The 25,385-nt window shown below is 38.0% G+C and carries 17 protein-coding genes and 1 pseudogene; 9 read left to right on the top strand and 9 right to left on the bottom strand.

Going from position 1 to position 25,385, the window contains the following annotated elements; genetic code table 11:
- Window positions 1-42 precede the first annotated feature (42 nt).
- Together H6F39_RS10855 and H6F39_RS10850 are read right to left on the bottom strand one after the other, a co-directional pair.
- Window positions 43-2,037 carry an ATP-binding cassette domain-containing protein gene (locus H6F39_RS10855; protein ID WP_190396690.1) on the bottom strand — a complete coding sequence of 665 codons (1,995 nt, stop codon included), beginning with the start codon at window positions 2,035-2,037 and terminating at the stop codon, window positions 43-45.
- Between the two features lie 43 nt (window positions 2,038-2,080).
- Window positions 2,081-3,454 (bottom strand): HlyD family secretion protein, encoded by a 1,374-nt coding sequence (locus H6F39_RS10850; RefSeq protein ID WP_190396689.1) that lies wholly within the window; start codon window positions 3,452-3,454, stop codon window positions 2,081-2,083.
- A gap of 361 nt (window positions 3,455-3,815) precedes the next feature.
- Here H6F39_RS10850 and H6F39_RS10845 point away from each other — a divergent pair, with 361 nt between their 5' ends.
- On the top strand, window positions 3,816-5,945 hold the full coding sequence (locus H6F39_RS10845) for a peptidylprolyl isomerase (RefSeq protein ID WP_190372683.1): 2,130 nt from the start codon (window positions 3,816-3,818) through the stop codon (window positions 5,943-5,945).
- Between the two features lie 96 nt (window positions 5,946-6,041).
- On the opposite strand, the gene H6F39_RS10840 is transcribed toward H6F39_RS10845, so the two are convergent.
- Window positions 6,042-7,457, bottom strand: coding sequence for an addiction module component (locus H6F39_RS10840; protein ID WP_190396688.1), 1,416 nt, complete (start codon window positions 7,455-7,457; stop codon window positions 6,042-6,044).
- Window positions 7,458-7,859: 402 nt separating this feature from the next.
- Here H6F39_RS10840 and H6F39_RS10835 point away from each other — a divergent pair, with 402 nt between their 5' ends.
- A complete protein-coding gene (locus tag H6F39_RS10835) occupies window positions 7,860-8,714 on the top strand; it encodes a Uma2 family endonuclease (RefSeq protein ID WP_190396687.1) in 855 nt (284 codons plus the stop codon).
- A 233-nt stretch (window positions 8,715-8,947) separates the two neighbouring features.
- Here H6F39_RS10835 and H6F39_RS10830 read toward each other — a convergent pair whose 3' ends face one another.
- The 4 genes from H6F39_RS10830 to H6F39_RS10815 form a co-directional block, all read right to left on the bottom strand.
- Window positions 8,948-10,099 carry an LptF/LptG family permease gene (locus H6F39_RS10830; protein ID WP_190396686.1) on the bottom strand — a complete coding sequence of 384 codons (1,152 nt, stop codon included), beginning with the start codon at window positions 10,097-10,099 and terminating at the stop codon, window positions 8,948-8,950.
- Window positions 10,100-10,272: 173 nt separating this feature from the next.
- Window positions 10,273-10,659, bottom strand: coding sequence for a hypothetical protein (locus H6F39_RS10825; protein ID WP_190396685.1), 387 nt, complete (start codon window positions 10,657-10,659; stop codon window positions 10,273-10,275).
- Between the two features lie 269 nt (window positions 10,660-10,928).
- The gene (locus H6F39_RS10820; protein WP_137909667.1) at window positions 10,929-12,257 is read right to left on the bottom strand and encodes a TIGR03279 family radical SAM protein; all 1,329 of its coding nucleotides are present in this window, start codon (window positions 12,255-12,257) and stop codon (window positions 10,929-10,931) included.
- Window positions 12,258-12,409: 152 nt separating this feature from the next.
- The gene (locus H6F39_RS10815) at window positions 12,410-13,336 is read right to left on the bottom strand and encodes an undecaprenyl-diphosphate phosphatase (protein ID WP_190396684.1); all 927 of its coding nucleotides are present in this window, start codon (window positions 13,334-13,336) and stop codon (window positions 12,410-12,412) included.
- A gap of 1,387 nt (window positions 13,337-14,723) precedes the next feature.
- Between H6F39_RS10815 and H6F39_RS10810 the strand changes: the two genes are divergently transcribed.
- The 3 genes from H6F39_RS10810 (at window position 14,724) to nadB (ending at window position 18,017) form a co-directional block, all read left to right on the top strand.
- A complete protein-coding gene (locus H6F39_RS10810) occupies window positions 14,724-15,455 on the top strand; it encodes a DUF3120 domain-containing protein (protein ID WP_137909628.1) in 732 nt (243 codons plus the stop codon).
- A 315-nt stretch (window positions 15,456-15,770) separates the two neighbouring features.
- On the top strand, window positions 15,771-16,199 hold the full coding sequence (psbU, locus tag H6F39_RS10805) for a photosystem II complex extrinsic protein PsbU (protein WP_190396683.1): 429 nt from the start codon (window positions 15,771-15,773) through the stop codon (window positions 16,197-16,199).
- A gap of 141 nt (window positions 16,200-16,340) precedes the next feature.
- Window positions 16,341-18,017, top strand: a complete 1,677-nt coding sequence (nadB, locus tag H6F39_RS10800; RefSeq protein ID WP_190396708.1) for an L-aspartate oxidase — start codon at window positions 16,341-16,343, stop codon at window positions 18,015-18,017.
- Window positions 18,018-18,352: 335 nt separating this feature from the next.
- Here nadB and H6F39_RS10795 read toward each other — a convergent pair whose 3' ends face one another.
- Window positions 18,353-19,342 carry a vitamin K epoxide reductase family protein gene (locus tag H6F39_RS10795; protein WP_190396707.1) on the bottom strand — a complete coding sequence of 330 codons (990 nt, stop codon included), beginning with the start codon at window positions 19,340-19,342 and terminating at the stop codon, window positions 18,353-18,355.
- Window positions 19,343-19,413: 71 nt separating this feature from the next.
- Complete coding sequence (gene btpA / locus H6F39_RS10790) at window positions 19,414-20,226, bottom strand: photosystem I biogenesis protein BtpA (protein WP_190372682.1); 813 nt, start codon at window positions 20,224-20,226, stop codon at window positions 19,414-19,416.
- A 690-nt stretch (window positions 20,227-20,916) separates the two neighbouring features.
- Here btpA and rimO point away from each other — a divergent pair.
- The 4 genes and pseudogenes from rimO to H6F39_RS10770 form a co-directional block, all read left to right on the top strand.
- On the top strand, window positions 20,917-22,272 hold the full coding sequence (gene rimO / locus H6F39_RS10785; protein WP_137909629.1) for a 30S ribosomal protein S12 methylthiotransferase RimO: 1,356 nt from the start codon (window positions 20,917-20,919) through the stop codon (window positions 22,270-22,272).
- A 65-nt stretch (window positions 22,273-22,337) separates the two neighbouring features.
- A complete protein-coding gene (locus H6F39_RS10780) occupies window positions 22,338-23,927 on the top strand; it encodes a DEAD/DEAH box helicase (protein WP_137909624.1) in 1,590 nt (529 codons plus the stop codon).
- A gap of 205 nt (window positions 23,928-24,132) precedes the next feature.
- Complete coding sequence (locus H6F39_RS10775; RefSeq protein ID WP_242028634.1) at window positions 24,133-24,645, top strand: IS607 family transposase; 513 nt, start codon at window positions 24,133-24,135, stop codon at window positions 24,643-24,645.
- 27 nt (window positions 24,646-24,672) lie between these two features.
- A pseudogene (locus H6F39_RS10770) lies at window positions 24,673-25,385 on the top strand (addiction module component); the annotation flags it as partial.

The following is a 25,385-nucleotide window of genomic DNA, read 5'->3' as shown; positions in this document are numbered from 1 at the left end:
AAATTTTAGAAGTTGTGTTGGGAAATTGTGTTAGTTTACTTGTCAGCTATTTTCTACTTTTTGTACTCTTTGTACTATACCAATAAAGGCATCTTCTAGGGAGAAAGGAATAGGACGAAGAGATTCAATTATCAGGTTTGCGGATTTTAAAAGCTGTATTACTTGGGGAATTTCTATTTCTGGGTTGTCGAGAACAATATGTAAACTATTAGCAAAGATTGAAACTCTCCAAGCAGCAAATTTCTGTTTTAATAGTTGGGAAGCAGCCTGATTTTGATTAACAATTATTTCTATCAGTTGTCCTGGTTGGGAAGCTTTGATAAAACTGGGTGAACCTTCCGCAGCGATTTCTCCAGCTACCATAAAACTCATGCGGTTACATTGTTCTGCTTCTTCTAAATAATGGGTTGTAACTAAAATTGCTGTCCCATTTCGCGCAAAATCATTGATTAGTTTCCAAAATTGACGACGCGCTAAAGGGTCTACTCCTGATGTTGGTTCATCTAAAAATAAAATATCAGGTTCGTGCATGACTGAAGCACCAAAAGCAACTCTTTGTTTCCAACCTCCTGGTAATTGTCCCGTTAACATATTTTCCCTTCCTTCTAACCCGCAGGTAGATATTACCCAATCAATTTTTTCTCTTCTATGTTTGCGGGGAACGCTATAAACACCACTATAAAATTCTAGATTTTGCAGAATTGTTAAATCGTCATAAAGGGTGAATTTTTGACTCATATAACCAATACGTTTTCTTAATTCTGGACTTCGCAAATTTCCGGTTTCTCCACCTAAAGAAATTTCTCCACCACTAGGTTCTAATAATCCACATAACATTTTAATTGTGGTGGTTTTTCCTGCGCCATTTGCTCCTAAAAGTCCGAATATTTCCCCATAACGTACTTCAATATTCACACTTTTAACTGCTGGAAATTTACCAAATACACGGTTAAGATTATTTGCATAAATAGCAATTTGTGAAAATGGTAATTGGGAAGAAGTTTTTTCTCTATTGATATTCTCATTTATTTCTTTACTTTTATTTCCACCACGATAACGGGGAAATTCTAAAAATTTTGGTGCAGAACCCTGTTGTCGCAGACGAGTAACAAAGACATTTTCTAAAGTAGGTTCATTAGGTTCAATATGGGGATTATATGCTTTTAGTAGTTCATTGACTTGATTTTCCCCCATACTTATATCTTCGACTAAAACATCTAAGCGATCGCCGAAAGTTTGAATATCAACTATATTTGTATATGATATATTTGTGTCTAAATTCTGGAAAAGAATTTTCTCGCTGACTTCCAAATTTGTAGTTTTTACCTGCAAACGATGTAAACCTAAATTGGTTCTTAAAGCCGCTGGAGTGCCAATTTCATGAATTTGACCATTATACATTAAAGCCACAAGATGACAGCGTTCAGCCTCATCTAGATAGGGCGTAGCCACCACAATTGTCATCCCCTGGGCAGATAATTCTGCTAATACATCCCAAAATTCTCGTCGAGAAACTGGGTCAACTCCCGTAGTCGGTTCATCTAATAATAAAACCTGCGGTTGAGACACTAAAGCACAACATAAGGCCAGCTTTTGTTTCATACCTCCTGATAATTCACCAGCCAAACGATTGCCAAATTTTTCTAAACTCATTAATGTTAAATATTTATGGCTGCGTTCCCATAATAAATCATCATCAACTTGTCGCAACCCCCCCGCATAACGCAAATTTTCATCAATACTTAAATCCAAATATAGAGAAAATTGTTGTGTTAAATATCCCGTCATTAACCGCGAATTTCGTGCGGGTTGACCAAATACTAAAACTTCCCCCGCAGTCCCTTCCATTACACCACCTAAAATGTGAAATGTCGTAGTTTTACCCGCACCGTCAGGACCAATTAAACCAAACATTTCCCCCTTGTTAACAGTGAAATTAATTCCTTTAATTGCGGCTAATTTACCATAATGTTTATGTAAATTACTAACTTTAATAGCTTCTGTTTGCTTAGTGATTGGTAATTGATAATTAGTCATTCTTAACTCCCCCCATGACTTATGCAGAAAATATTTTAAACTTTCATTTCTTTTCCTGTAACTTAATTTCCGCATCTGCTGGCATACCAATTTTAGCACAGGGTAAATCTGATTCTTTGTAAGGATTGTCAGGATTAAAACAGCCTTGAGGATTTTCGACTTGAATGCGAACTCCTATTACTTGTCGCACGCGATCTTTTTGAAAGTAAATATTTTCTGGAGTAAAAGAGGCTTGAGGGTCAATAGCAATAACTTTACCATTGAGGGGTTTTTCTGGTGCAGAATCAAGGAAGATTTTAGTAGTTTGTCCTAATCGTACTTTACCAATATCACCTTCAGGAATAAAACCCCGTAGATATATATTTTGGGGATCAACTATTGTTAAAATTTTAGTCTGATTACTAACTATTGCACCCGGTTCAACACTGCGAGCAGTTATAACTCCATCTAAAGGACTAATCACATTCAAATCTCTTTGAGAATCTTCTATTTGAGTGAGGATTTGCTGTTTTGATGCTAAGGCATCTTTGACTTTACCATGAGCGGATCTAACTTTAGCCTGAGCAGATTGTATTTGAGCAAAAATCTGGTCTTTTTTTCTGTTTAATGCTGTTAACTGGGCGTTGCGAATATCAGGATTTAAGCCTGTAGTTTTTGTTTGGATTAATGCCCCTTGAACTGCACTTAATTGTTCTTTTGCTGCATTTACGGCCGCTTGTCTGGCTTCTAGAGTAGCCATGGCTGTATCTAATGTAGTTTGTGATTGATCAAATTGTTGGCGATTAATAGCACCTTCTTCGATAAGCTGTTTATAGCGATCGCTGTTCATTCTCGCTAATTTTACTTCTGCTGCTGCTTGTTTTGCCTGAGCTTGTACTTGTATTAATTGAGCTTTAGCCGCTGATACATTAGCTTTTGCCTGTTCAATTCGTCCAATCGTATCCCCTTGAGATTGCTGTAAATTTAGCTTTGCTTCGCTAATTTGACTATCAATTTGCTCAAACTCACTGCGGACTCTATTCAAATCTGCCATTACCTGTTGTTCATCAGATTGTGCAGATATTATCCGTGCTTCCGTCCCTCGTAATTGTTCTCGTAACAATTGGTCGTTACTATCATCTAACTTAATTAATACTTGTCCTTTTTTGACATAAGCCCCTTCTCGCACTTTAATTGACTCAATTCTACCAGAACGCTTAATCCCAATTTCAGTTTCATAACCTTCAATTCTGCCAGTTAGTTTAAGTATATTTGCTGACAATTTTGGATTATTTCGCCACAGTACATAACCAATACCACTCCCGACCACCAGTAACCCTAAAAACAAAGGAATTAGTTTTTTACCCTTTTGCTGTTGAGATGGTGGTATAGAAATATTAGTAAAATCCTCTGGAGGTGTTGGCGCAATTTGAGACATAGTAGCAGCCTAAATGATTAATCTGTTTTCATATCTAAAATCTAGACTAGACCGTCTAGTATGATATAGCAAGAAGTATGCAAAAAATTACTTTTATCCGACTGGACAAAGTTTTTACCCCACTTTAGTTAACTTTGGATTATTAGCCTGAAAATTGACTTCCAGTGGGCTGGGGAGGCTAATTTAAAATGGTAGACTTGTTGTATAATTTGGGCAAATGCCTATTTTCCATTTCCATATTATTTGCAACTATTTGTGGTTCTTAATCATTTTTTTATTTCCTCTGTTTTATTTCTTGGCGAAAAGGGGTATAATGTTCCTGTCAAGATCACGGATAAATGTGTAATACTAAGGAAAAACCATGACTACTAACAACCTTCCTGATCCTATTGTTACTAATCCTATCTTAAACGTAGTTGTCAATATTAATGCACCAGATACCACCCTGAATTTAAGTAATTACTTTGATGATCCTTTGACAACAGGGAAAGTTGCTCGTTTTAACTTAGCCAATACATCAACGGGAACCATTGGCAACGGCATCATTAATGTTGTACTATTTGACCAAACTGGAACTGGCGCACCCTTGACTGTGCAAAATTTCCAAAGTTATGTTAATACTGGCAGTTATACTAATTCTTTTATTCACCGTTCTATTCCCAGTTTTATCGTCCAAGGTGGGGGGTATACTTATAATAATTCCACATTAACAACGATTCCATCTAATGCGCCTGTACAGAATGAGTTTAGTACACAACGCTCAAATTTGCGGGGAACGATCGCTATGGCAAAATTAGGTAATAATCCTAATAGTGCCACAAATCAATGGTTTTTTAACCTAGCGGATAATTCCAGCAATCTCAATAATCAAAATGGTGGTTTTACAGTTTTTGGTCAAGCTCTTGGTGCTAGTGATTTAACCACAATAGATGCGATCGCTGCCGTTAGGACTTATAATGCTGGTGGAGCGTTTACTAATCTTCCCCTGACGCAAGCTGCAATTAGTGATACAAATTTTATTCGTTTCAGTAGTATTACAATTACTCAAGAAGATGAACTGAGATTTTCTATAGTTAACAACTCCAAACCTACCTTAGTCACTCCCAGTATTAGTAATAAACAACTGTTTCTGGATTATCTTCCTAACCAAACCGGTAGTTCACAGATTACAGTTCGGGCTACAAATCTATTTGGTGAGTTTATAGATTATCAGTTTACTGCCACAGTTTTACCAACAATTACCCTAGCTTTATCTCCTACTAGCGTCTCTGAAGACGGGACAAATAACCTTATTTACACCTTTAGTCGCAATGGTGACTTAAGTGCCGCCCTCACAGCCAACTATAACGTTGCTGGTACAGCTACCTTCAATACAGATTATACCAGAATAGGTACAGGAAATTTTACTGCTACATCGGGAACTATTACCTTTGCGGCTGGTGCAAGTACAGCTACTTTAACTATTGACCCTACAGCGGATACAATCGTTGAAAATGATGAAACTGTAGCCCTAACCTTAGCTGCGGGAACAGGTTACACCATTGGCACAACTACAGCCGTCACGGGAACTATCGTTAATGATGATGTACCTGTGATTAACCTCAGTGCTAATCAAACCATTGTTGAAGGTAACACCAACCCTCAAAACGTCACTTACACTGTTACTCTCTCCAGATCCGATACCAGAGTTATTACAGTCAACTATACCACTGTTAACGGTACAGCTACAGCGGGTTTAGACTATACCACCACCACAGGGACTTTGACTTTTAATAGCGGTGTTACCAGTCAATCAATTAACATACCCATTCTGAATGATTCTATAAATGAAGTAAATGAAACTTTTACCCTCACCCTTACATCTCCCACAAATGCCAACTTGGGGACTCGAACCAGCGTCACTACAACTATCAGCGATACTCTCACAGCCTCTGTCACCACTACCTTACCGACCAACGTTGAAAACCTCACCTTAACAGGAACAACGGCTATAAATGGTACGGGTAATGCAGGTAATAACATCCTCCAAGGTAATAGTGGCAATAACATCCTGTCAGGACTCAATGGTAATGATACACTTTGGGGAGGAGTTGGTAATGATACACTTTGGGGAGGAGTTGGTAATGATACCCTGACTGGAGGAGATGGTAATGATAAATATCTATTTCAAAGCAGTGGTGTCTTTAGTAGTGCTTTAGGTACTGACTATATTACCCAGTTTGAAGCTGGACAAGATCAGATTGTATTAAGTAAAACCACATTTTCCGCCATTACTAATGCTGTGGGGCAAGCTTTCACTGGCTTTGCCGTTGTCCCCAATAATGCCTCAGTAGATGCTAGTAATGCTCCTATTGTCTTTAGTCAAGGGACTCGAAGTATATTCTATAACCGAAATGGCAACCTGATCAGTTCAACGGAAGTGTTTAAGTTTGCTGATTTAGGTAATTCAGGGATCACCCTCAGTAGTAGCGATTTCATTTTGGTTAGCTAGTTTATAAATATGGGATACACAACTAACGTAGTTAAACCTTGGTCAAACAGTGTCAATTGCTGATAGTTCGCTCTCTGATTGACCTGACTCGTAAAATTACCTTATTTGTTCTAGAGTCTGGGGCTTATCCTTGCCCGTTATCGCTTCGGTTTCCATCAAGGAATCCCGAAACTTCTGACTTCTTTCTAACAAGATTTTCTTCACATCGGAATGTTTCATGTATCGAGTGATTTCAACATCACTCATTCTTGCTAGAATATTGTCAGCAGCATTAGTATCTGAGTGCATTACGACCCCATCATGTCCGGTAAACTTGTCACCATTTCTACTACCCGTTAAGGTAGCAAATCTGGAGTCAAGTTGTGACGTATATGCACTATTAACACTAACAACCGTGCAACCTACACGGGTTGAAACTTGTTTGAGAGCATCCGCAACTACCCCCTTGCACCATGAAGAAACATTTCTCTTCATGCGTTTTCGCAAGGGCTTTTTGCTTTTTATTGCTTCCGTCAGATCTTCAAAAGCTACCTTGATTGCATCAGTCATCAAGTGATATGTAGCCGTAAAAACTATTGTTTGAATCCTACCTTGAAATGATGTTTCTCGGTTGTTCCACTTGATTTTACCGAGGTTATTCCGTCTGATTCTATCAGCTTTGGCACTGTTCCCTTTGGCAATAGACTTGTCAAAAACTGATTTGATTTTGTTGCGTTTAACTTGTTTCGCTGTTCTGTAATCAGTTTCTTCTGTTTGGATTTTACCGAAATTATTACCCAAAAATCTAGCACCATCGTTAGATGATGTAGCATAAACTTCTGTATAACCTCTGTCACAGCCAATTATTTTACCTTTGGTCTTTTTTTCGGCTTTTTGAATATCGGTTGTGTAATGTATTTCCCATCTACCATTACGTTTGATTAGCCTTAACTGACATTTTACTTCTGTCGCTAAAGTCGTTGGCAACTTCAGATTTTTACCCTTTGTGAGTCCACCAAAACGCAGCCATACCACGCCTTTATTATCTAATTTAGTATCAAAAGCCTTGACAATAATTTGGTTACAAACTTTTGTGTTACCTCGATACCAGAACTTTCTAACTAAGGTGCAAAGCTTGGGGTGTTTCAACCATTCACGACTTTCTAATGTAAGTTGTAAAACCCCTTTTTTAGACTGAAAGGATTGGAACGATTGACCTAGGGATTTCATCACTTTTTCGATGCAAGCAGCCTGAACCAAATGGATATTATCAATTACATCATAAAGGGTTGAATCCCATAACTTAGCAGGTAATTGGTATTTGTCTTTAGATGTGCGTAGCTGTTTGTCTATTTCAAATTTAGAAATACCCCAAGCCTTTAACGAGCCGAACTCATTCCACAAGTCAGAGCGTAGTTGTCCTAAACGCAAAGCAATTAAATCAAGTTGGTTAGATTTCCACGTATTTAGTTTTTTAGTCCCTAAAATGGCGATTCTCGTAACGGTTAACTGATTTTTAACTTTGAGTTTCATGGTCTAGACTCAGTACGTCTCTTGTTATTATACTTCTATTGAATCACATTGGCTACTATTTGGCTCATAAATATTTTGTTTTTCGGCTATTTTTTCCTTGTCAGCCCCCACAAGCGATTGTCTTGGAGTGATAGCTGAATTGTTTATAAACTTGTTCTGGGGTTAGGTATTTTATCTTGCGTTTAAATGCGATTAACCCAATTATACTACGTTATTCTGAGATTAAATGACCAGACCATGAATCATCTATTGAATAGTTGAATATAATAAGTCTTGATTAATTCCTCTACTCCCGCTACAGGGAAAATACTGGCATTCAACAGATATTTAATTAATCAATATTCTTCTTAAAGAGTCATATCATCTGATAAAATCAGAATAAATCAATAAAAGGTGGCGCTTATGGCAACCCTACTCAGTGAAATTAAATCACAGACTGGACTGGTAATCTCCTGGGAAGCCTTACCCGATGATTTTCAGTTAGAGGACGAACCAGTGGAAAATACAGGACAACCACTTTTAGCGGGGGCTTTGCGTGAAAGTTTAGAAATCAGTGGATTTATACAACCACAGATGTTAATTGCCGCCAATTTTGGGCTATGTGCCACATTAAATGGGCAATTTGTGGCTAAAGCACCAGATTGGGTATACATACCTTCAGTGAAAGAGATATTACCAGAAAGGAAAAGTTATACACCCAACTTAGAAGGGGATATACCGACTATAGTAATAGAGTTTTTATCAGATCAAGACGGTGGGGAATATTCAGTTAAACGTATCTATCCACCGGGAAAATGGTTTTTTTATGAACAAATTTTACAAATCACCACTTATATAATTTTTGAGCCAGAGGGGGGATTATTAGAATATTATCAATTGGAAAATGGACGTTATGAATTAAAGCAACCAGATGAGAATGGTCGTCATTGGGTTGATACCATGGGACTATTTTTAGGAACATGGAGAGGTGCAAAGGAAGGTCGTACTGGCTATTGGTTGCGCTGGTGGGATAAAACAGGTAATTTGTTACCTTGGGCTGTAGAACTGATTGAACAGGAACGTCAACGGGCTGAACAGGAACGTCAACGAGCAGAACAGGAACGTCAACGGGCTGAACAGGAACACCAACGGGCTGAACAGGAACGTCAACGGGCTGAACAGGAACACCAACGGGCTGAACAAGAACGTCAGGAAAAAGAACGGCTAATAGCTTATTTGCGATCTCAGGGGATTGATCCTAATAACGTAAGTTGCTAAGTAGGTTGGCGTTAGAAATTGTTGTTATGACAAGGGAACAGGGAACTCTTAACTGGGAACAGAAAAGAGGTTTCCGGCAACTTTACTTTTCGTTACTTATGTTGGTTTTTTTCCGTTCACCTATTTAGTTAGGCACAACGTCAGAATCAGGATGTCCAGGATTAAAGGATAAACAGGATGAAAACGGGATTTTATCACCAATTACCAATTACCAATTACCCATTACCCATTACCTAAATTTTTTTAATTAATATATAGAAGCCAAAAACTGTAGCCAAAATATTTGGTAGCCACATTACATAAATTGAGATATTTTCTGATATAATCAAAGCATGAATAATCGCCTCAAATATTTTTATTAACCAGACAATTACTAAAGTAATTGTCAAACTATTATATTTAATTCTTGGTTGTAAATTAATTCCTATACCTGCACCCAAGAAAGCCAATACAGCACAGGAAGATGGTAGGGTAAATCTTTTTTGAAAATTAACTTGTAATTTGATTATATTCGGAATATCCCCGGCTTTTTTCGCAACTAACAATCGTTGATAAATTTGTAATATATTCATTTCTCTGTCATCTAATTTTTCCCTATCGAGTTGAAATTGTGAAGATATATGAGAAAGATCAAGAGGAATTTTATCAAATTTAATTCCCTGACCATAAGAACCATCTGGATTAATTATACTCTTGATACCGTCATAGAAATACCAATATTTTTCTCTTTGATTCCATTCAGCAAATTTAGATTTTATAATTACCTTTAATCCTTGGTTATCTCTAATTAATAAGGTAACTTCTTTCATTTTTCCATTGCTAAATCTTTCCGCGTAAAAGAAGTATTTAAGATAATTATTTTCATCTGATATTTGTTCATGATTCCTGTTAGCTAATTCCTTATAAACAATGTCATTATTTTTAATATCCCATCTATTTATATTCATCGCTTTTTCTAAAGTAATAGCAGCTTGATAGTTAGAGACAGGAACAATAAATTCATTAACAATAAATAGGATTAATGAGAGAATAAGACTGAGATTAATAGCTGGATATATTAACTTATATAAACTTATTCCACAACTTTGTAAAGCAATAATTTCCCTGGTACTTGATAATTTATCATAAACGAATATTGTGGTCATTAAAATAGCAATTGGTACAGCAAAAACAATAAATTCAGGTAGTTTAAGAATGTGTAAATATATTAAAGTACCCAAAGATATTTGTTCCGTCAGGAGAAAACTACATTGCTCGAATGATATACCAATTGATTCCGCAACAACAGTAACAATAACAATGGTAAATAGTAAAATCGGGATAATTTCTGAGATTAAATAGTGATCTAGTAATGATATGTCAGGAAAAATATTTATTTTTTTCATTTATCATTTTGCAGGTTATGTAGTTACAGCAGTTGACGATATTTTGATATACAGATATTAGTGATAAAAATTTTGTGGTGCGCTTATTAATCTTATTTTTGTTTTTCGCAAACTTGGTTGAAGTTATTTTTGGAAATGTTGGGTTTCGCTGTCGCTCTACCCAACCTACGACTTTAACTTCTGATAAAAGCAACTGCTTGATTATATGCTGCTTCAACCTCTGCATTGCAAACTTGAACCACAGAACCAAAAGGGTTTAAAAAATTTCTTGCTAGGGAAGTACACTGCGTAGCTAAATCCCTCCTTGCGGCTGTAATATCATTAATGGTTGTACTCTTAGTAATGGTTTGTGTATAATTTAATGAGGGAACACTAACAGTCAAAGTTTGAGGGGTAGTACCTCCACCTCCACTATTAGTACCTCCACTATTAGTACCTCCACTATTAGTACCTCCACCTCCACTAGAAGTATTACTTGATGTACCTCCACCACAGGAGGTAATCATTAAACCAGTGAGTAGAAATGCAAAAAGCCTGTGGGTTGAAAAGATTCTTAACATAAAGTAGTTATTACACCTAGATTTACTTATTTCATTGTAAATCTAGAAATCTCAACTCCTGTGTAAGTAATAACTATCTTTTGTTTATTTTATGATTAACTTATGGGAAAATAAATAACGTTGTCGGTATTTGTGCATTCGTTTTAGACAATTTAGACAGATAAGATACCCGTTTTGCACAAGTTTCATTCAAAAATGACCTGCAAACTACAGTAGTTACTGATATTCACAAAATACAGATATTAATTTTATTGAAAAGTCCAAATTTATTACCGACGAATACAAGTTTTAATTAATTCCTCCACTCCTGACACAGGGAAAATGCTGACATTTAATTGTTGAGATACTTCTTCAACCGTCATATCATCTAGAAATACTAGTTCCCCGTGTTTAAGCATAACACTAGGTAATAAAATTCCCTCTCCTAAATCTTGTCCTTTGAGGTTTAAAAGTAAATCATGTCCTGTTAATAAACCAGTCACACTGATACTTTGACCCCAATAATCACTACACAAAGCTTGCATATTTACCTCTAAACCCTCCACAGTGTTTAATTGCTGTAATAGTGGTTTAAATGCTGTTTCCACCGCATTACCGACGACCCAAGTTAATCTACGTCGGTGTGTAATTTTCGGTGGTAATAGTATTTTTGCAGTTTGGGTAAATTGTTTAATAAATAAGCGAATTGAACCCACACCATTATCAATTTGGGGGTACTCTTCATATTCAGCTTCCGTAGGTAATTCTTCCCCCGCAATTAAAAACCATTCATCAGCTAACCATACCACACTAGAGGCATATTTTTGGCGAAATTCCGCAGCTAGTAATTTAACTTGACAAATTACCTCCCTCGCTTTTTCCCGCGTTACAGGGATTAATTCATCTTCTTGGGGACGAAACCGCGTTAAACCCACGGGAACAACTGCTACTGATGCTACTGTTGGTAATTCTCCAGTATAAAAAGATGTGAGGTCTTTTAAAGTCCTTTCGAGATGTTCACTGTCATTTATACCCGGACAAACAACGACTTGGGCATGAATTTGTAATCTTCGTTCTTGAAACCAGCGAATTTGTGATAAAATTTCACCAGCGCGGTGATTTTTTAAAAGTTTAATTCTTACCTCTGGTTCTGTGGAATGTACAGAAACATATAGAGGTGATAATCGCATTTGTTCAATTCTTTGCCATTCTTTAGCGGTTAAATTCGTTAAAGTCAGATAAGAACCATAGAGAAAGCTTAATCTATAATCATCATCTTTTAAATACAAGCTGGTGCGTTTACCCGGTGGTTGTTGATCAATAAAGCAAAAAGGACAACGGTTATTACACTGAATTAAACTATCAAATAAAGCTGTGGCAAATTCTACACCTAAATCATCATCATAATCTTTTTCAATTTCTACATGATGGGTTTTCCCTGTCGTATCTAAAACTTCTAATTCTAGAATTTCCTCAGCACATAAAAACTGATAATCAATTAAATCACGGGGTTTTATGCCATTAATACTAACAATCATATCACCAACCTCAAAGCCAATTTCGTCAGCAATTGAGTCAGGAAGCACCTTAGTAATTTTAGCAGGTTGAATAGTAGTCATGAGTCAGTGGTCAGTGGTCAGTGGTCAGTTGTCAGTTGTCAATTGACTAAATCTATATTATTCTAATAGTAGGGGAGTAGGAATTAATTTAAGACAAGTAAAATCTAAAATTTAATACCCAATTCCCAACTACCGTAAATATTCTAACAGAGTTATCCCGGCCAACCTGTGGCAATAGCTAATAAGATGGAAATACCAAAAGCCAATCTATACCAAACAAAAACCAAGGTATTTTTAGTTTGTAAGTATTTGATTAAAAAGGCAATTGATAAATAAGAGAAAATAAAGGTAGAAATGATACCAACAATCAACAAAATCACAATATTATCTGGTAACTCATGAGCTTGGAACATTTTGAAGATTTTCAAACTTTTGTACAAAGTCGCAATTGTCAAAGTTGGAAATCCTAATAAAAATGAAAATTTCGCTGCTGCTTCCCTTTTTAACCCTAAAAATAAGCTTGTGGTTAAGGTTGAACCAGAACGGGAAACTCCCGGAACTAAAGCTAAAGTTTGTCCCAACCCTACCAAAATACCATCTCGAATCTCCAAAGCATCAAAACCCCGTTTCCGAGTCCCAATTTTTTCGGCTAAACCCAGTAAAAATGCCATAATAATTGACATGATCGCAATAATTAAGGAACTTTCTGGAATTACATCTTTGAAAACAAAACCAATTGTTAAAGCTGGAATTGTCCCCGCAGCAATTCCCACAACAATTTTCCAATCTTCCCTTTCCCAGTCTTTATTTTTAAAAGCTTTAATTGCACCTTTAACTAAACTAGAAATCACAGACCAAAAATACCATAAAATGGCAATTACACTACCAAATTGAATAGCATCAACAAAATCTTTATCACCAAGTTCTTTCCAACCAAATACTTTTGTAAAAATTATTAAATGTGCTGTACTACTAATTGGTAAAAACTCTGTAATTCCCTGGACAATACCTAGAATAAATGCCTGTATGATTCCTTGAACTAAATCAACTTGACTACTGACTGCTTCACTAGGTGATGTTATTTGTGATATTTGTAGCAAAATTATATTTATACTACTTGTTTCTAAGATTGTTGTCATTAACCAGACTCCTAAAATCAATGCGTAATTCTAGCAAATTATCCAACTTTACTCGGTTGTAGTCAGTCTTGTTAGACAAAATCTGATCAGAAAGGTAGATTGAGTTAACAGCAGAAAACCCAAGATCATAAATCCCCATGTTTAAATATCCAACGTAACGCATCATTATTATTAAATAATTTTCATAAAACAAATTCATAGTTGCTGAGATTTATTTTGGAAATAATAATCTTAGTAATTCAAAACTCTATATATATGGACGCACTATTTTCCACCAATAACATCATCATACCCGAAACTCGAAACACTGTCAAGCCCTCCGGCTGAAATTACCGAAACTCGTGAAATTATTGACAAAATTCTCAATAATCATGAGAATAGACTCCTGTTTATTGAGAAAAATCTTTTTTCCTAAAGTCTCATATAAATAACTTATATCCCTAGAACAAAATATCCAAGTTATTTAATCAATCTTGTATTTCCAGAAGTTGTGGTTAATATTTTCCCTACTGCGGAGATTTATTTTGGAAATAATAATCTTAGTAATTCAAAACTCTATATATATGGACGCAGCATTTCCCACCAATAACATCATCATACCCGAAACTCAAAACACTGTCAAGCCCCCCGGCTGAAATTACCAAAACTCGTGAAATTATTGACAAAATTCTCAATAATCATGAGAATAGACCCCTGTTTATTGAGAAAAATCTTTTTTCCCAAAATCCTATAGAAATAACTTATATCCCTATAACAAAATATCCAAGTTATTTAATCAATCTTGTATTTCCAGAAGTTGTGGTTAATATTTTCCCTACTGCGGAGATTTATTTTGGAAATAATAATCTTAGTAATTCAAAACTCTATATATATGGACGCAGCATTTCCCACCAATAACATCATCATACCCGAAACTCAAAACACTGTCAAGCCCCCCGGCTGAAATTACCAAAACTCGTGAAATTATTGACAAAATTCTCAATAATCATGAGAATAGACCCCTGTTTATTGAGAAAAATCTTTTTTCCCAAAATCCTATAGAAATAACTTATATCCCTATAACAAAATATCCAAGTTATTTAATCAATCTTGTATTTCCAGAAGTTGTGGTTAATATTTTCCCTACTGCGGAGATTTATTTTGGAAATAATAATCTTAGTAATTCAAAACTCTATATATATGGACGCACTATTTTCCACCAATAACATCATCATACCCGAAACTCAAAACACTGTCAAGCCCCCCGGCTGAAATTACCAAAACTCGTGAAATTATTGAGTGCATAGTCCTATAAATAAATTTCGTGTATAATCAAGATGCCCCCAGGGGGGATTATCAATTATGATATTGTGGGATAAGTAAAGTTTAGTAACAAATATTAGAAACTTTGATTAATCATACATTCTTTTCCTATACAGCTACTAACCCTACGTTAGATATTGGTGATGGCATTAAAAAAACCTCTTTAGCAAACTTGATATCTTCCCGACAAAATTGGTTAGTATTTGCAGCGTCGGTATTTTTAGTATCAGTACCAGTGTTTGTGGAAGCACCATTAGTAAGATCATTTCCTGCGCTAAGTGTATTTTTAACAGGCTTTTTACTTTGGTTCAGTATGAGATTAATGTCAAGTTCAAGAACCTATTTATGGGGAGATTTACTCTTTGGGTTTAGCTGGACTTGGTTGACAGGGGCAATTTATTGGGGTTGGTTAAGATATGAACCAATCTGGCATATACCCATAGAATCACTAGGATTACCCTTTGCTTTGTGGTGTTTAGCGAAAAATTGGGGTAAAATCGGCAATTGGTTCTATTTAGGTTCTTTGCTGGGGACAGTTTTAACCGATATTTATTTTTATTTAGTAGATTTGATGCCCTATTGGCGACAAATTATGAGAATAGATCCCGCAGGAGCTTCACAAATCTTACAAAATGCCTTAGAACAAGTCGAAACACCCTGGGGAGAGGGCTGGGCGGTCATTCTTGCCCTGATACTGATGACAGTGGGAACAGTCTCTTTACTGAATAAACAATGCCATTGGTATGCCTTTGGAGGGGCAATTTTGAGTACAATTCTAGTAGACAGTCTATTCTTAATAGCAGCGGTTCTAGCGTGAAATTCCCATCAATGGGGAAAACACCCAAAAATAGGCGCGTAAGTGCTATGAGGAAGAATTTTTGGCAAAAGTCAAAGTAAACCAAATAGTAGTGAATATTGTGGATATTGATACGCTGTATATTAGTTCTTGATGACTGTTGTGCAAGATCCCAAGCTAAAACGAAGAAGCTAAACCATGAGAAAATCAGGATCAAGTTAGAATAGAAACTGCTCTAACAACCTGAAAATTCTGGCTTATGCCCTACGGTTTATGGCTTGTGGCTGCAAATAATCAACAATTTAATTGCTGTTTGATAGAAAGAGGTAAAAAATCGTGAAAGGATTGGTGCGTTTATTCACTGTATTTACATTGTTGCTAGGTTGTTGGGGAATGCTGGGAACTACTCAGACAGCCCAAGCTGTTAGTTTCAATAGCTTTGCAGGAAATCAAGTTCCAGTTTTAGCACTTGCTCGCCAAAACAAAGCAGATCAGAAACTGGGAACGGACTTTGGTAAAAAAATTGATTTGAATAATACCAATATCGCTGCTTTCCAAAAGTATCCAGGACTATATCCCACCTTGGCTAAGAAAATTATCAAAAATGCTCCCTACAACAAAGTAGAGGATGTATTAAATTTGGCAAAATTGAGCGATAAACAAAAAGCACTTTTGCAAGCCAATTTGGGTAATTTCACCGTGACAGAATTTGAGCCTAACTTCAACGAAGGTGATGATCGCATTAACAACGGTATCTACAGATAACCCTAGTTGGTAATTGGTAATTGGTGATTGGTAGGGGCAATAGGCAAAAAGTCTAATAAATTTCTCTATTACCCATTACCCATTACCCATTACCCATTACCCATTACCCATTACCCATTACCCATTACCCATTACCCCACCTTGTCTGATATAGATATTCCTAACCAATTTGATGTTTTAGTAGTCGGTGCTGGTGCAGCGGGACTATATACAGCCCTATGTTTACCAGCATCCTTACAAGTCGGCCTAATTACTAAAGAAACAGTTTCCCTATCCGCTAGTGATTGGGCGCAGGGTGGTATAGCCGCAGCCGTCGCCCCAGAAGATTCGCCAAAACTGCATATTGAAGACACATTAAAAGCCGGAGCGGGTTTATGTGATCTAGCTGCTGTAAAATTCTTAGCTGAACAAGCTCCCAGTTGTATTCAATCCCTGGTTAATTTAGGAGTCGCTTTTGATCGTCATGAAAGTAACTTAGCCTTAACCTTAGAAGCAGCCCATTCTCGTCCTCGTGTTCTCCATGCGGCTGATACCACTGGTAGGGAAGTTACAACTACCCTGAAAAATCAAGTTCTGCGTCGTCAGAATATCAAAGTAATTCAGCAAGCTTTGGCTTTGAGTTTGTGGATAGAACCCCAAACAGGTCAATGTTTGGGAATTAGCCTATTTTATCAAGGTAAAATTACCTGGGTGAGAGCCGGAGCAGTAATTTTAGCTACGGGTGGCGGTGGTCAAGTATTTGCCCAAACTACTAACCCAGAAGTAAGTACAGGTGATGGTGTGGCCATTGCTTGGCGGGCGGGAGCGATTCTTAGGGATTTAGAATTTGTGCAGTTTCATCCTACAGCCTTGAGTAAACCGGGACGTTTTCTTATTAGTGAAGCCGTACGCGGTGAAGGGGCGCACCTGGTGGATGATACCGGGCGACGTTTTGCTTTTGATTACCACCCATCTGGGGAATTAGCGCCGCGAGACGTGGTGAGTCGAGCAATTTTTAGTCATTTACAAAATACCGCCTCTGACCCGGCTACAGCCCATGTTTGGTTAGATATGCGTCCTATTCCCCCTGAGAAAATTCGTCATCGTTTCCCCAATATCATCGCCGTTTGTCAACGTTGGGGTATTGATGTCTTTAATCAACCCATTCCCGTTTCTCCCGCCGCCCATTATTGGATGGGTGGTATTATCACAGATGTGACTAATTCGACCAATATTCCCGGTTTATATGCTGTTGGGGAAACCGCTAGTACGGGGGTACATGGTGCAAATCGTTTAGCCAGTAATTCTCTTTTAGAATGTATTGTCTTTGGGGCGCAAATGGCTAATGTTGATCATGAAAAATTGATAATTCAAAAACAGAAATCTGTTAACTTTATTAAAAATGGAAATTTTGCAGTTAACCCGTCTGCAATTGATTGGGAAAATCAACAAAGACAATTAGCAGAAATTCGCCAAAATTTACCCCGTATAGTTTGGCAAAGTGCGGGTATTTGTCGAGAAAAATCAAGTTTAGAAACTGCCATTTCTCAAATCAAATCTTGGCAAAAAGACTTTGCAGCTTTACCTTTAAGTCAATTATTATTAAGTTTACAGCCTGGACAATCAGTTAATTTTCAACAACCGAAAATTGAAAAGGAATTGCGGCTTTGGGCAGAAACTCGTAATTTATTAGATGTGGCCGAATTAATTCTCAAAAGTGCTGTTTTTAGAACCGAAAGCCGTGGTGGACATTATCGTTTAGATTACCCCCAAACTGATCCTAATTGGCAAGTGCATACTCTGGTGAAAAATCAAGAATGGGTAATGGGTAATGGGTAATTGGTAATTGGTGAAATTAAAGATAAATATATATTCACCTGATTACCTTATCGCCATTCCCATTCAAGTGAGGTACAAGCAGTAATAATTGTAGCTTGCTTCCCGAAGGGTACGCAGATGGACGCAGATAAACGGAGATAATTTTGTACTTCATTAGACTGGGAAACGCTATCATTTCCAATGATAACTTACGCAACTGGTCTAATAAATGAGATCGTAGTTAGGACTTTAGTCCTATCTTCTAGAGGCTATGGGAACAATCATCAGGGCTAAAGCCCTGACTACAAACAAAACATAATAATTTTTTGTCACAATTGCGTAAGTCTTACTAATTTTTAACGGAAATATTTAAAGTTTTTCGAACCTGTATAACCTGTGATATTTGCTAATTCTTCTAGACTTTGTACTCCACTATAGCTTTTACCATTAATAATCCAAGTTGGGAAACTTTCAATTTTTGCGGCTTTACATAATTCTGGTTTACCATTGGGACTATCACCAGCGCACTCTACCTTAGAATTATCATTAATGATTTGATAAGCTTCTTTCCCGAAAAGTAACTTTTGTTCGTGACAGTGGGGACACCAATAGGCTACATATTCCTTAGCACCAGATTTAACCAGATGTTGGGCTAGGGCTATTTCCGCTTCTCCAGATTTAGTAGTAATTTCCCAGCCAAATTCAGGATTTGGGTATTGTTTTGGGGTAAAGGTGATTGCTGTAGGTTTTCCATCAGTTGATTCAGTAATATTACCTGATGGGCTGATTTGAGAATAAATTCCTAAAGTCCCAATTAGCGTCACAATCGTTACAATTAAAGCGGTAAATAAAAGTTGTCCGCTATCTTCCCAATCCCTACCCATGACGGTTAACACTAACATGATTAATGCAAATAAGGCAGAAGCGATACAGTAAAGACAAATAGCTTTCAGTTCAAATGCTAGTACATACATTAAGTATCCACTAAAAACCGACATAGCGATCGCCCCTATAAACAGCAACCACCAAGTCACATTTTCTAGTTGTTTCTGACTTTTGTTATTTTCCCCTGAGTTCAATGCCAAAGGAGCTAAAGCGAATATGAACATCCCAATGTATGCCAATAAACCAAATACAGGTAATGGTTGACCAAAAACTGTAGCCCAAGGACTGGAAAGGACATCTACACAACTCTTAACATTTTCTGGTGTAGTGCAAACCGGGGCACTGCCGGTCAGCTTTTCAAAAGTGAGATAACCTGTATTCAGGATACCAAAACCGGAGATCGCTCCAATGGCTGGACGCGACCATTTATAAATACTAGGAGTAGAACGACGACGAATCATAATATTAGTGATTGGTAATTGGTAATTGGTAATTAGTTTAGAAATCATCTAAATCAAGCAAATCAAAAGCATCATAGTTCAGACAATAGAGGTCTGCGGGCGGCTTCCACAAATTGACTGACGCGAATGGGGTCTATGGGTTGCTGAATTTGACCATGACGTTTGAGAGAACTAGAAACAATTACCCCATCTGCTGCTTGTAGGAGAGTGCTAACATTTTCCCAACTTGCGCCACTACCAATAAAAACGGGAGTTCCAGCCGCCGCAGCACTAGCTAGTTCTAAATCCTCTTGCTCAGGAGGACTACCAGTAGCCCAACCAGATAAAATTACCGCATCAGCCAAACCCCTTTCAATAGTGTCTTTCACAACAACAGTGAGATGAGGAGAACTCAACGGACGGGCGTGTTTTACTAAAACATCAGCAAAAATTTTCACGTCAGATCCTAATTCTCGACGATACCGTAGTAATTGATGAGCTTCCCCTTCAATTAGTCCTTGGTCAGTTGCCATTATACCTGTAAGTACATTAATACGAACAAATTGTGCATTAACACAACTAGCAACAGCGATCGCACTTCTGCCATCATTGCGTAACACATTTAATCCCACAGGCACAGTAACCAAGTTCTGTATACGTTGTACAACCACAGTCATGGCACTGACAACAGCCGGGTCAACTTGATTTTTAGTAAATGGGGCATCGAAAAAATTCTCAACGATAATCCCATCAACCCCTCCACTAGCAAGGGCTGTGGCTTCTTGTTCAGCGCGGTCAATCACTGCTTTGAGACTACCTCCCCAACGGGCTGAAGTAGGTAAGGGTAGCAAATGCACTACGCCAATAATTGGGGTTCGGGTTTTAAATAACTGATATAAGTCCACGTTTTTAATTTACTTCGCACATTCTCAAACTCTTACTCTTTGCGCCTTGGCGCGAAACATAACTCATACCGACATTATGCAACGCCGGTTTTTCTGTTCCCTGTTCCCTGCTGTGTGAGTCCTAAGCGGTTTTTTCATGGTCAGGTTGTAACCTCCTCCTCAAGATGGAAATTAACTTTCAACCTTCCCTAAGATATGTTAAGATAAAATCTGATTAGAAGAGAAGTTTGCCACTCACAAGATGCAAGGCAGCTTCCCGTCATTTAATTGTAAATGCCGGAGTAGCATTACTGCTTGATGGGCGTGGTCGCCAGTGCGATTTCCCGGTTGGGTAGCGGCTTCTCAAAACAGACCTCCGGGTCGGCTTCCCAATGGGTAAATTAACAAAGCCCACGCTGCGGTAATTTAAAATACCAATAAGCGAATTGTTAAAAAATATTACGAGTGTCAGACTTACCCAAAGATGCTCAAGATTACCCTGGGAAACAAATTAGTAGAAGGATCATGACACCGCCTCTATATGTAAAATAGAAGAGGTTGGGGGATTGTATTTACTAAATAAAGTAGCTAATTATACAGTTAAAATCTGGTAATTAGTAACGGGTAGTTGGGTAGGAGTTATTTATCTATATATCCCGACCCAATTTGAACGTTAATTAGCAAAGAAAAACGGAACATTTATTGAACATGATGGGTGAAAAGCCAACAGTTGCCATTTCTCACCTGGGCTGCGAGAAAAATCGCATTGATACAGAACATATGTTAGGGCTGCTAGTAAATGCAGGCTATAGTGTAGATAGCAACGAAGAATTAGCAGATTACGTAATTGTTAATACCTGTAGTTTTATTGAAGCAGCACGACAGGAATCAGTAAAAACCCTAGTAGAACTAGCGGAGGCTAATAAGAAAATCGTCATTACAGGCTGCATGGCCCAACACTTTCAAGAACAATTATTGGAAGAATTGCCAGAAGCGGTGGCGGTAGTGGGAACAGGAGATTATCACAAAATTGTGGATGTGATTGAGCGAGTAGAACAAGGGGAGAGAGTTAAAGAAATTACCGCCGAACCTACTTATATCGCTGATGAAACCACACCGCGTTATCGGACAACAACCGAAGGAGTAGCTTACCTGCGAGTGGCTGAAGGCTGTGATTATCGGTGTGCATTTTGCATTATTCCCCATTTGCGAGGAAACCAGCGATCGCGTACCATTGAATCAATAGTAGCCGAAGCCCAACAACTGGCAGATCAAGGTGTGAAAGAAATAATTCTCATTTCTCAAATCACCACCAATTACGGCCTAGATATTTACGGAAAACCCAAATTAGCCGAACTGCTGCGGGCTTTAGGGAAAGTAGATATACCTTGGGTGAGAATGCACTACGCCTATCCCACCGGATTAACACCAGATGTAATGGCGGCCATCGAAGAAACCCCCAACTGTTTACCATATTTAGATTTACCCCTGCAACATTCCCACCCAGAAATTCTCCGGGCTATGAATCGTCCTTGGCAAGGACAGGTCAATGATGGGATTATGGAAAGGATTAAAATGTCCCTACCATCAGCAGTGCTAAGAACCACATTTATAGTTGGTTTTCCGGGAGAAACCGAGGAGCATTTTCAACATTTATTAGAGTTTACACAACGGCATAAATTTGATCATGTTGGTGTATTTACTTTTTCACCGGAAGAAGGAACTCCAGCCTACAGTCTACCTAATCAAATTCCAGCAGAAATAATGGCAGCACGCCATGATCAACTAATGGCATTACAACAGCCAATTTCTTTGCAGAAAAATCAACAGGAAATCGGCAAAATTGTTGATGTCCTAATTGAGCAAGAAAATCCTGAAACGAGCGAACTAATTGGTCGTTCTGGTAGATTTTCTCCCGAAGTTGATGGTCAAGTCTATGTGAAAGGAGAGGCTAGGCTAGGAACTATCGTCAAAGTAGCGATTCAAAGCGCCGATGCCTATGACCTTTATGGTCAAGTTGTCAATAGCGATAGATTATTATCTCGTTCTCTATCTACTGTTGCATAAGACTTAATTTACAAATAAGTATCGGTTTACAAATCAAAAATTCACAATAAAATCTAGGAGAGTTAATGAACTTATCATTTCAAGAATTAGGCATTTCCCAAGAACGTGCTGAACTGTTAGAAAACATGGGTTTTTCTGCACCTACTAATATCCAAACCCAAGCAATTCCTCAATTATTAAATGGTCGGGATGTAGTCGGTCAATCCCAAACAGGAACAGGTAAAACCGCAGCTTTTTCCCTACCAATTTTAGAACGGCTAGATCCTGATCAAAAAGCTGTACAAGCAATAGTTTTAACCCCAACTCGTGAGTTAGCCATTCAAGTTCATGCGGCTATTTCCCAATTTATTGGTAATAGTTACTTGAAAGCAGCAGCCATTTATGGTGGTCAATCAATTGACCGGCAAATTATGCAACTCAGACGGGGGGCGCAAATCGTTGTCGGTACACCAGGACGGGTGATAGATTTATTAGATCGTGGTAGCTTGAAGTTAGATCAAGTACGGTGGTTTGTGTTAGATGAAGCTGATGAAATGTTAAGCATGGGCTTCATTGATGATGTGGAAAGAATTCTTTCCCAAGCACCAGAAGAAAGACAAACAGCCTTATTTTCTGCAACAATGCCACCATCAATTCGGATGTTGGTAAATAAATTTTTGAACTCACCGGTAACTGTCACCGTTGAACAACCCAAGGCCGCACCAAATAAAATCAATCAAGTAGCTTACATTATTCCCCGTCACTGGACAAAAGCCAAGGCCTTACAACCAATTCTGGAAATGGAAGACCCAGAAACAGCTTTAATCTTTGTTCGCACCCGTCGCACAGCCGCAGAATTAACCAGTCAATTGCAATCTGCTGGTCATAGTGTGGATGAATATCATGGTGATTTGTCCCAGCAAGCGCGGGAACGTCTATTAATTCGCTTCCGTAACCGTCAAGTGCGTTGGGTAGTAGCTACTGATATTGCAGCTAGGGGTTTAGATGTTGATCAACTTTCTCATGTGATTAACTTTGATTTACCTGATAGTGTGGAAACCTATGTTCACCGCATTGGTCGTACCGGTCGCGCTGGAAAAGAAGGAACAGCCATTTCTTTGGTTCAGGCTTTTGAACGCCGTAAACAACAGGCTTTTGAACGCCATAACCGCCAAACTTGGCAAATTCTGTCTATTCCTACTAAAGCGCAGATTGAAGCTCAACATATTCAGAAGTTAAGAGGACAAGTAGCTGAAGCTCTAACAGGTGAACGGTTAGCTTCATTCTTGCCCATTATCAGTGAAATGATTGCAGAATACGATGCTCATGCGATCGCTGCGGCTGCTTTACAAATCGCTTATGATCAAACCCGTCCCGCTTGGTTACTATCAGGAGTGGATTTACCTGTAGAAGAAAGCCCAACTCCCAAACCCAGAATTAACAAACGCCGTATAGATGTCGGTGATGGTTCAGAACGGGAAAGCGAACGTGGTGGTGGCTTACGTGGTTCTGGAGGCGGTAGAGGCCGTTCTTCTTGGTCAAAAGAGGGTAAAGGTAACGATGAAAGACGTAGTAACGGTGGCGGTAGTCCTAAACCCAAGTTAAGAACAGCCCACGGTGAAGCTTCTCCCACTCCTAGCAATCACAAATTAGGTTCACATACTGGTAGAGAATAGTTAAGCAAAGTAGCGGTAATTTATTTATTTATTTATTAATTAATTAATTACCGCTGCCATACTCTCTAATCTCGAAATAACGTAGTATACTGGGGTTAATCGTATTTAACCGAAAGATGAAATACCTAACCCCAGAACAAGTTTACAAACAATTTGGCTACCACCCTAAGACGACGGCAGAATGGGCTGACTTAGGGAAAATAGAATGTATTTCCCTGGGGGACACCGGAGATATCCAGAGTCAGCCTTTATCAAAACAGTTCCAACGGATAAAGAACGGGTTCTTTACGCCCGTGTCAGCACAAAAACCCAGTTGTTAGACCTTGACACACAAATAGAATTTTTAGGTAAAACTTACCCAGGATGTCGAGTCGTCAAGGATGTTGCTAGTGGCATCAACTGGAAGCGGAAAAACTTTCTTAAATTAATGACTCAAGTTGCGGAAAATCAAATCTCTGAAATTGTGGTGGGACACAAGGACAGGTTATGCAGATTTGGTTTTGAATTCGTTGAGTGGTTTTGCAACCTTCACGGCTGCAAAATTGTTGTGGTGAACAATGTCAAGCTATCATCCCACGAAGAGTTAATGCAGGATTTTATTATCATGCACTGCTTTTCCTCCAAACTTTATTTCCTTCGGGCTTACAAGAAAAAAATAGCCGAAGAGCAAAATATTCATGAAACAAATAATAGCGAATACGAGTCAATAGGAATATAATAGTAAAAGACGTAGCAAACCAAGTTCATGAAACTCAAAGTAAAGAATCAATTAACCGTTACGAGAACCGCCATTTTAGGGACTAAAAAACTAAATACTTGGAAATCTAACGAACTTGATTTAATTGCTTTGCGTTTAGGACAACTACGCTCTGACTTGTGGAATGAGTTCGGCTCTTTAAAGGCTTGGGGCATTTCTAAATTTGAAATTGACAAACAGCTACGCACATCTAAAGACAAGTACCAATTACCTGCTAAGTTATGGGAAGCAACCCTTTATGATGTAATTGATGATATTCATTTAGTTCAGGCTGCTTGTATTGAAAAAGTGATGAAATCCCTAGGTCAATCATTCCAATCCTTTCAGTCTAAAAAAGGGGTTTTACAACTTACATTAGAAAGTCGTGAATGGTTGAAACACCCCAAGCTTTGCACCTTAGTGAGAAAGTTCTGGTATCGAGGTAACACAAAAGTTTGTAACCAAATTATTGTCAAGGCTTTTGATACTAAATTAGATAATAAAGGCGTGGTATGGCTGCGTTTTGGTGGACTCACAAAGGGTAAAAATCTGAAGTTGCCAACGACTTTAGCGACAGAAGTAAAATGTCAGTTAAGGCTAATCAAACGTAATGGTAGATGGGAAATACATTACACAACCGATATTCAAAAAGCCGAAAAAAAGACCAAAGGTAAAATAATTGGCTGTGACAGAGGTTATACAGAAGTTTATGCTACATCATC

It is taken from the genome of Dolichospermum sp. FACHB-1250, from assembly GCF_014696335.1.
GTDB classification, from domain to species: Bacteria; Cyanobacteriota; Cyanobacteriia; order Cyanobacteriales; family Nostocaceae; genus Dolichospermum; species Dolichospermum planctonicum.
The sequence above is the reverse complement of the archived record's forward strand: the minus strand, read 5'-3'. Positions and strand labels throughout refer to the sequence as shown.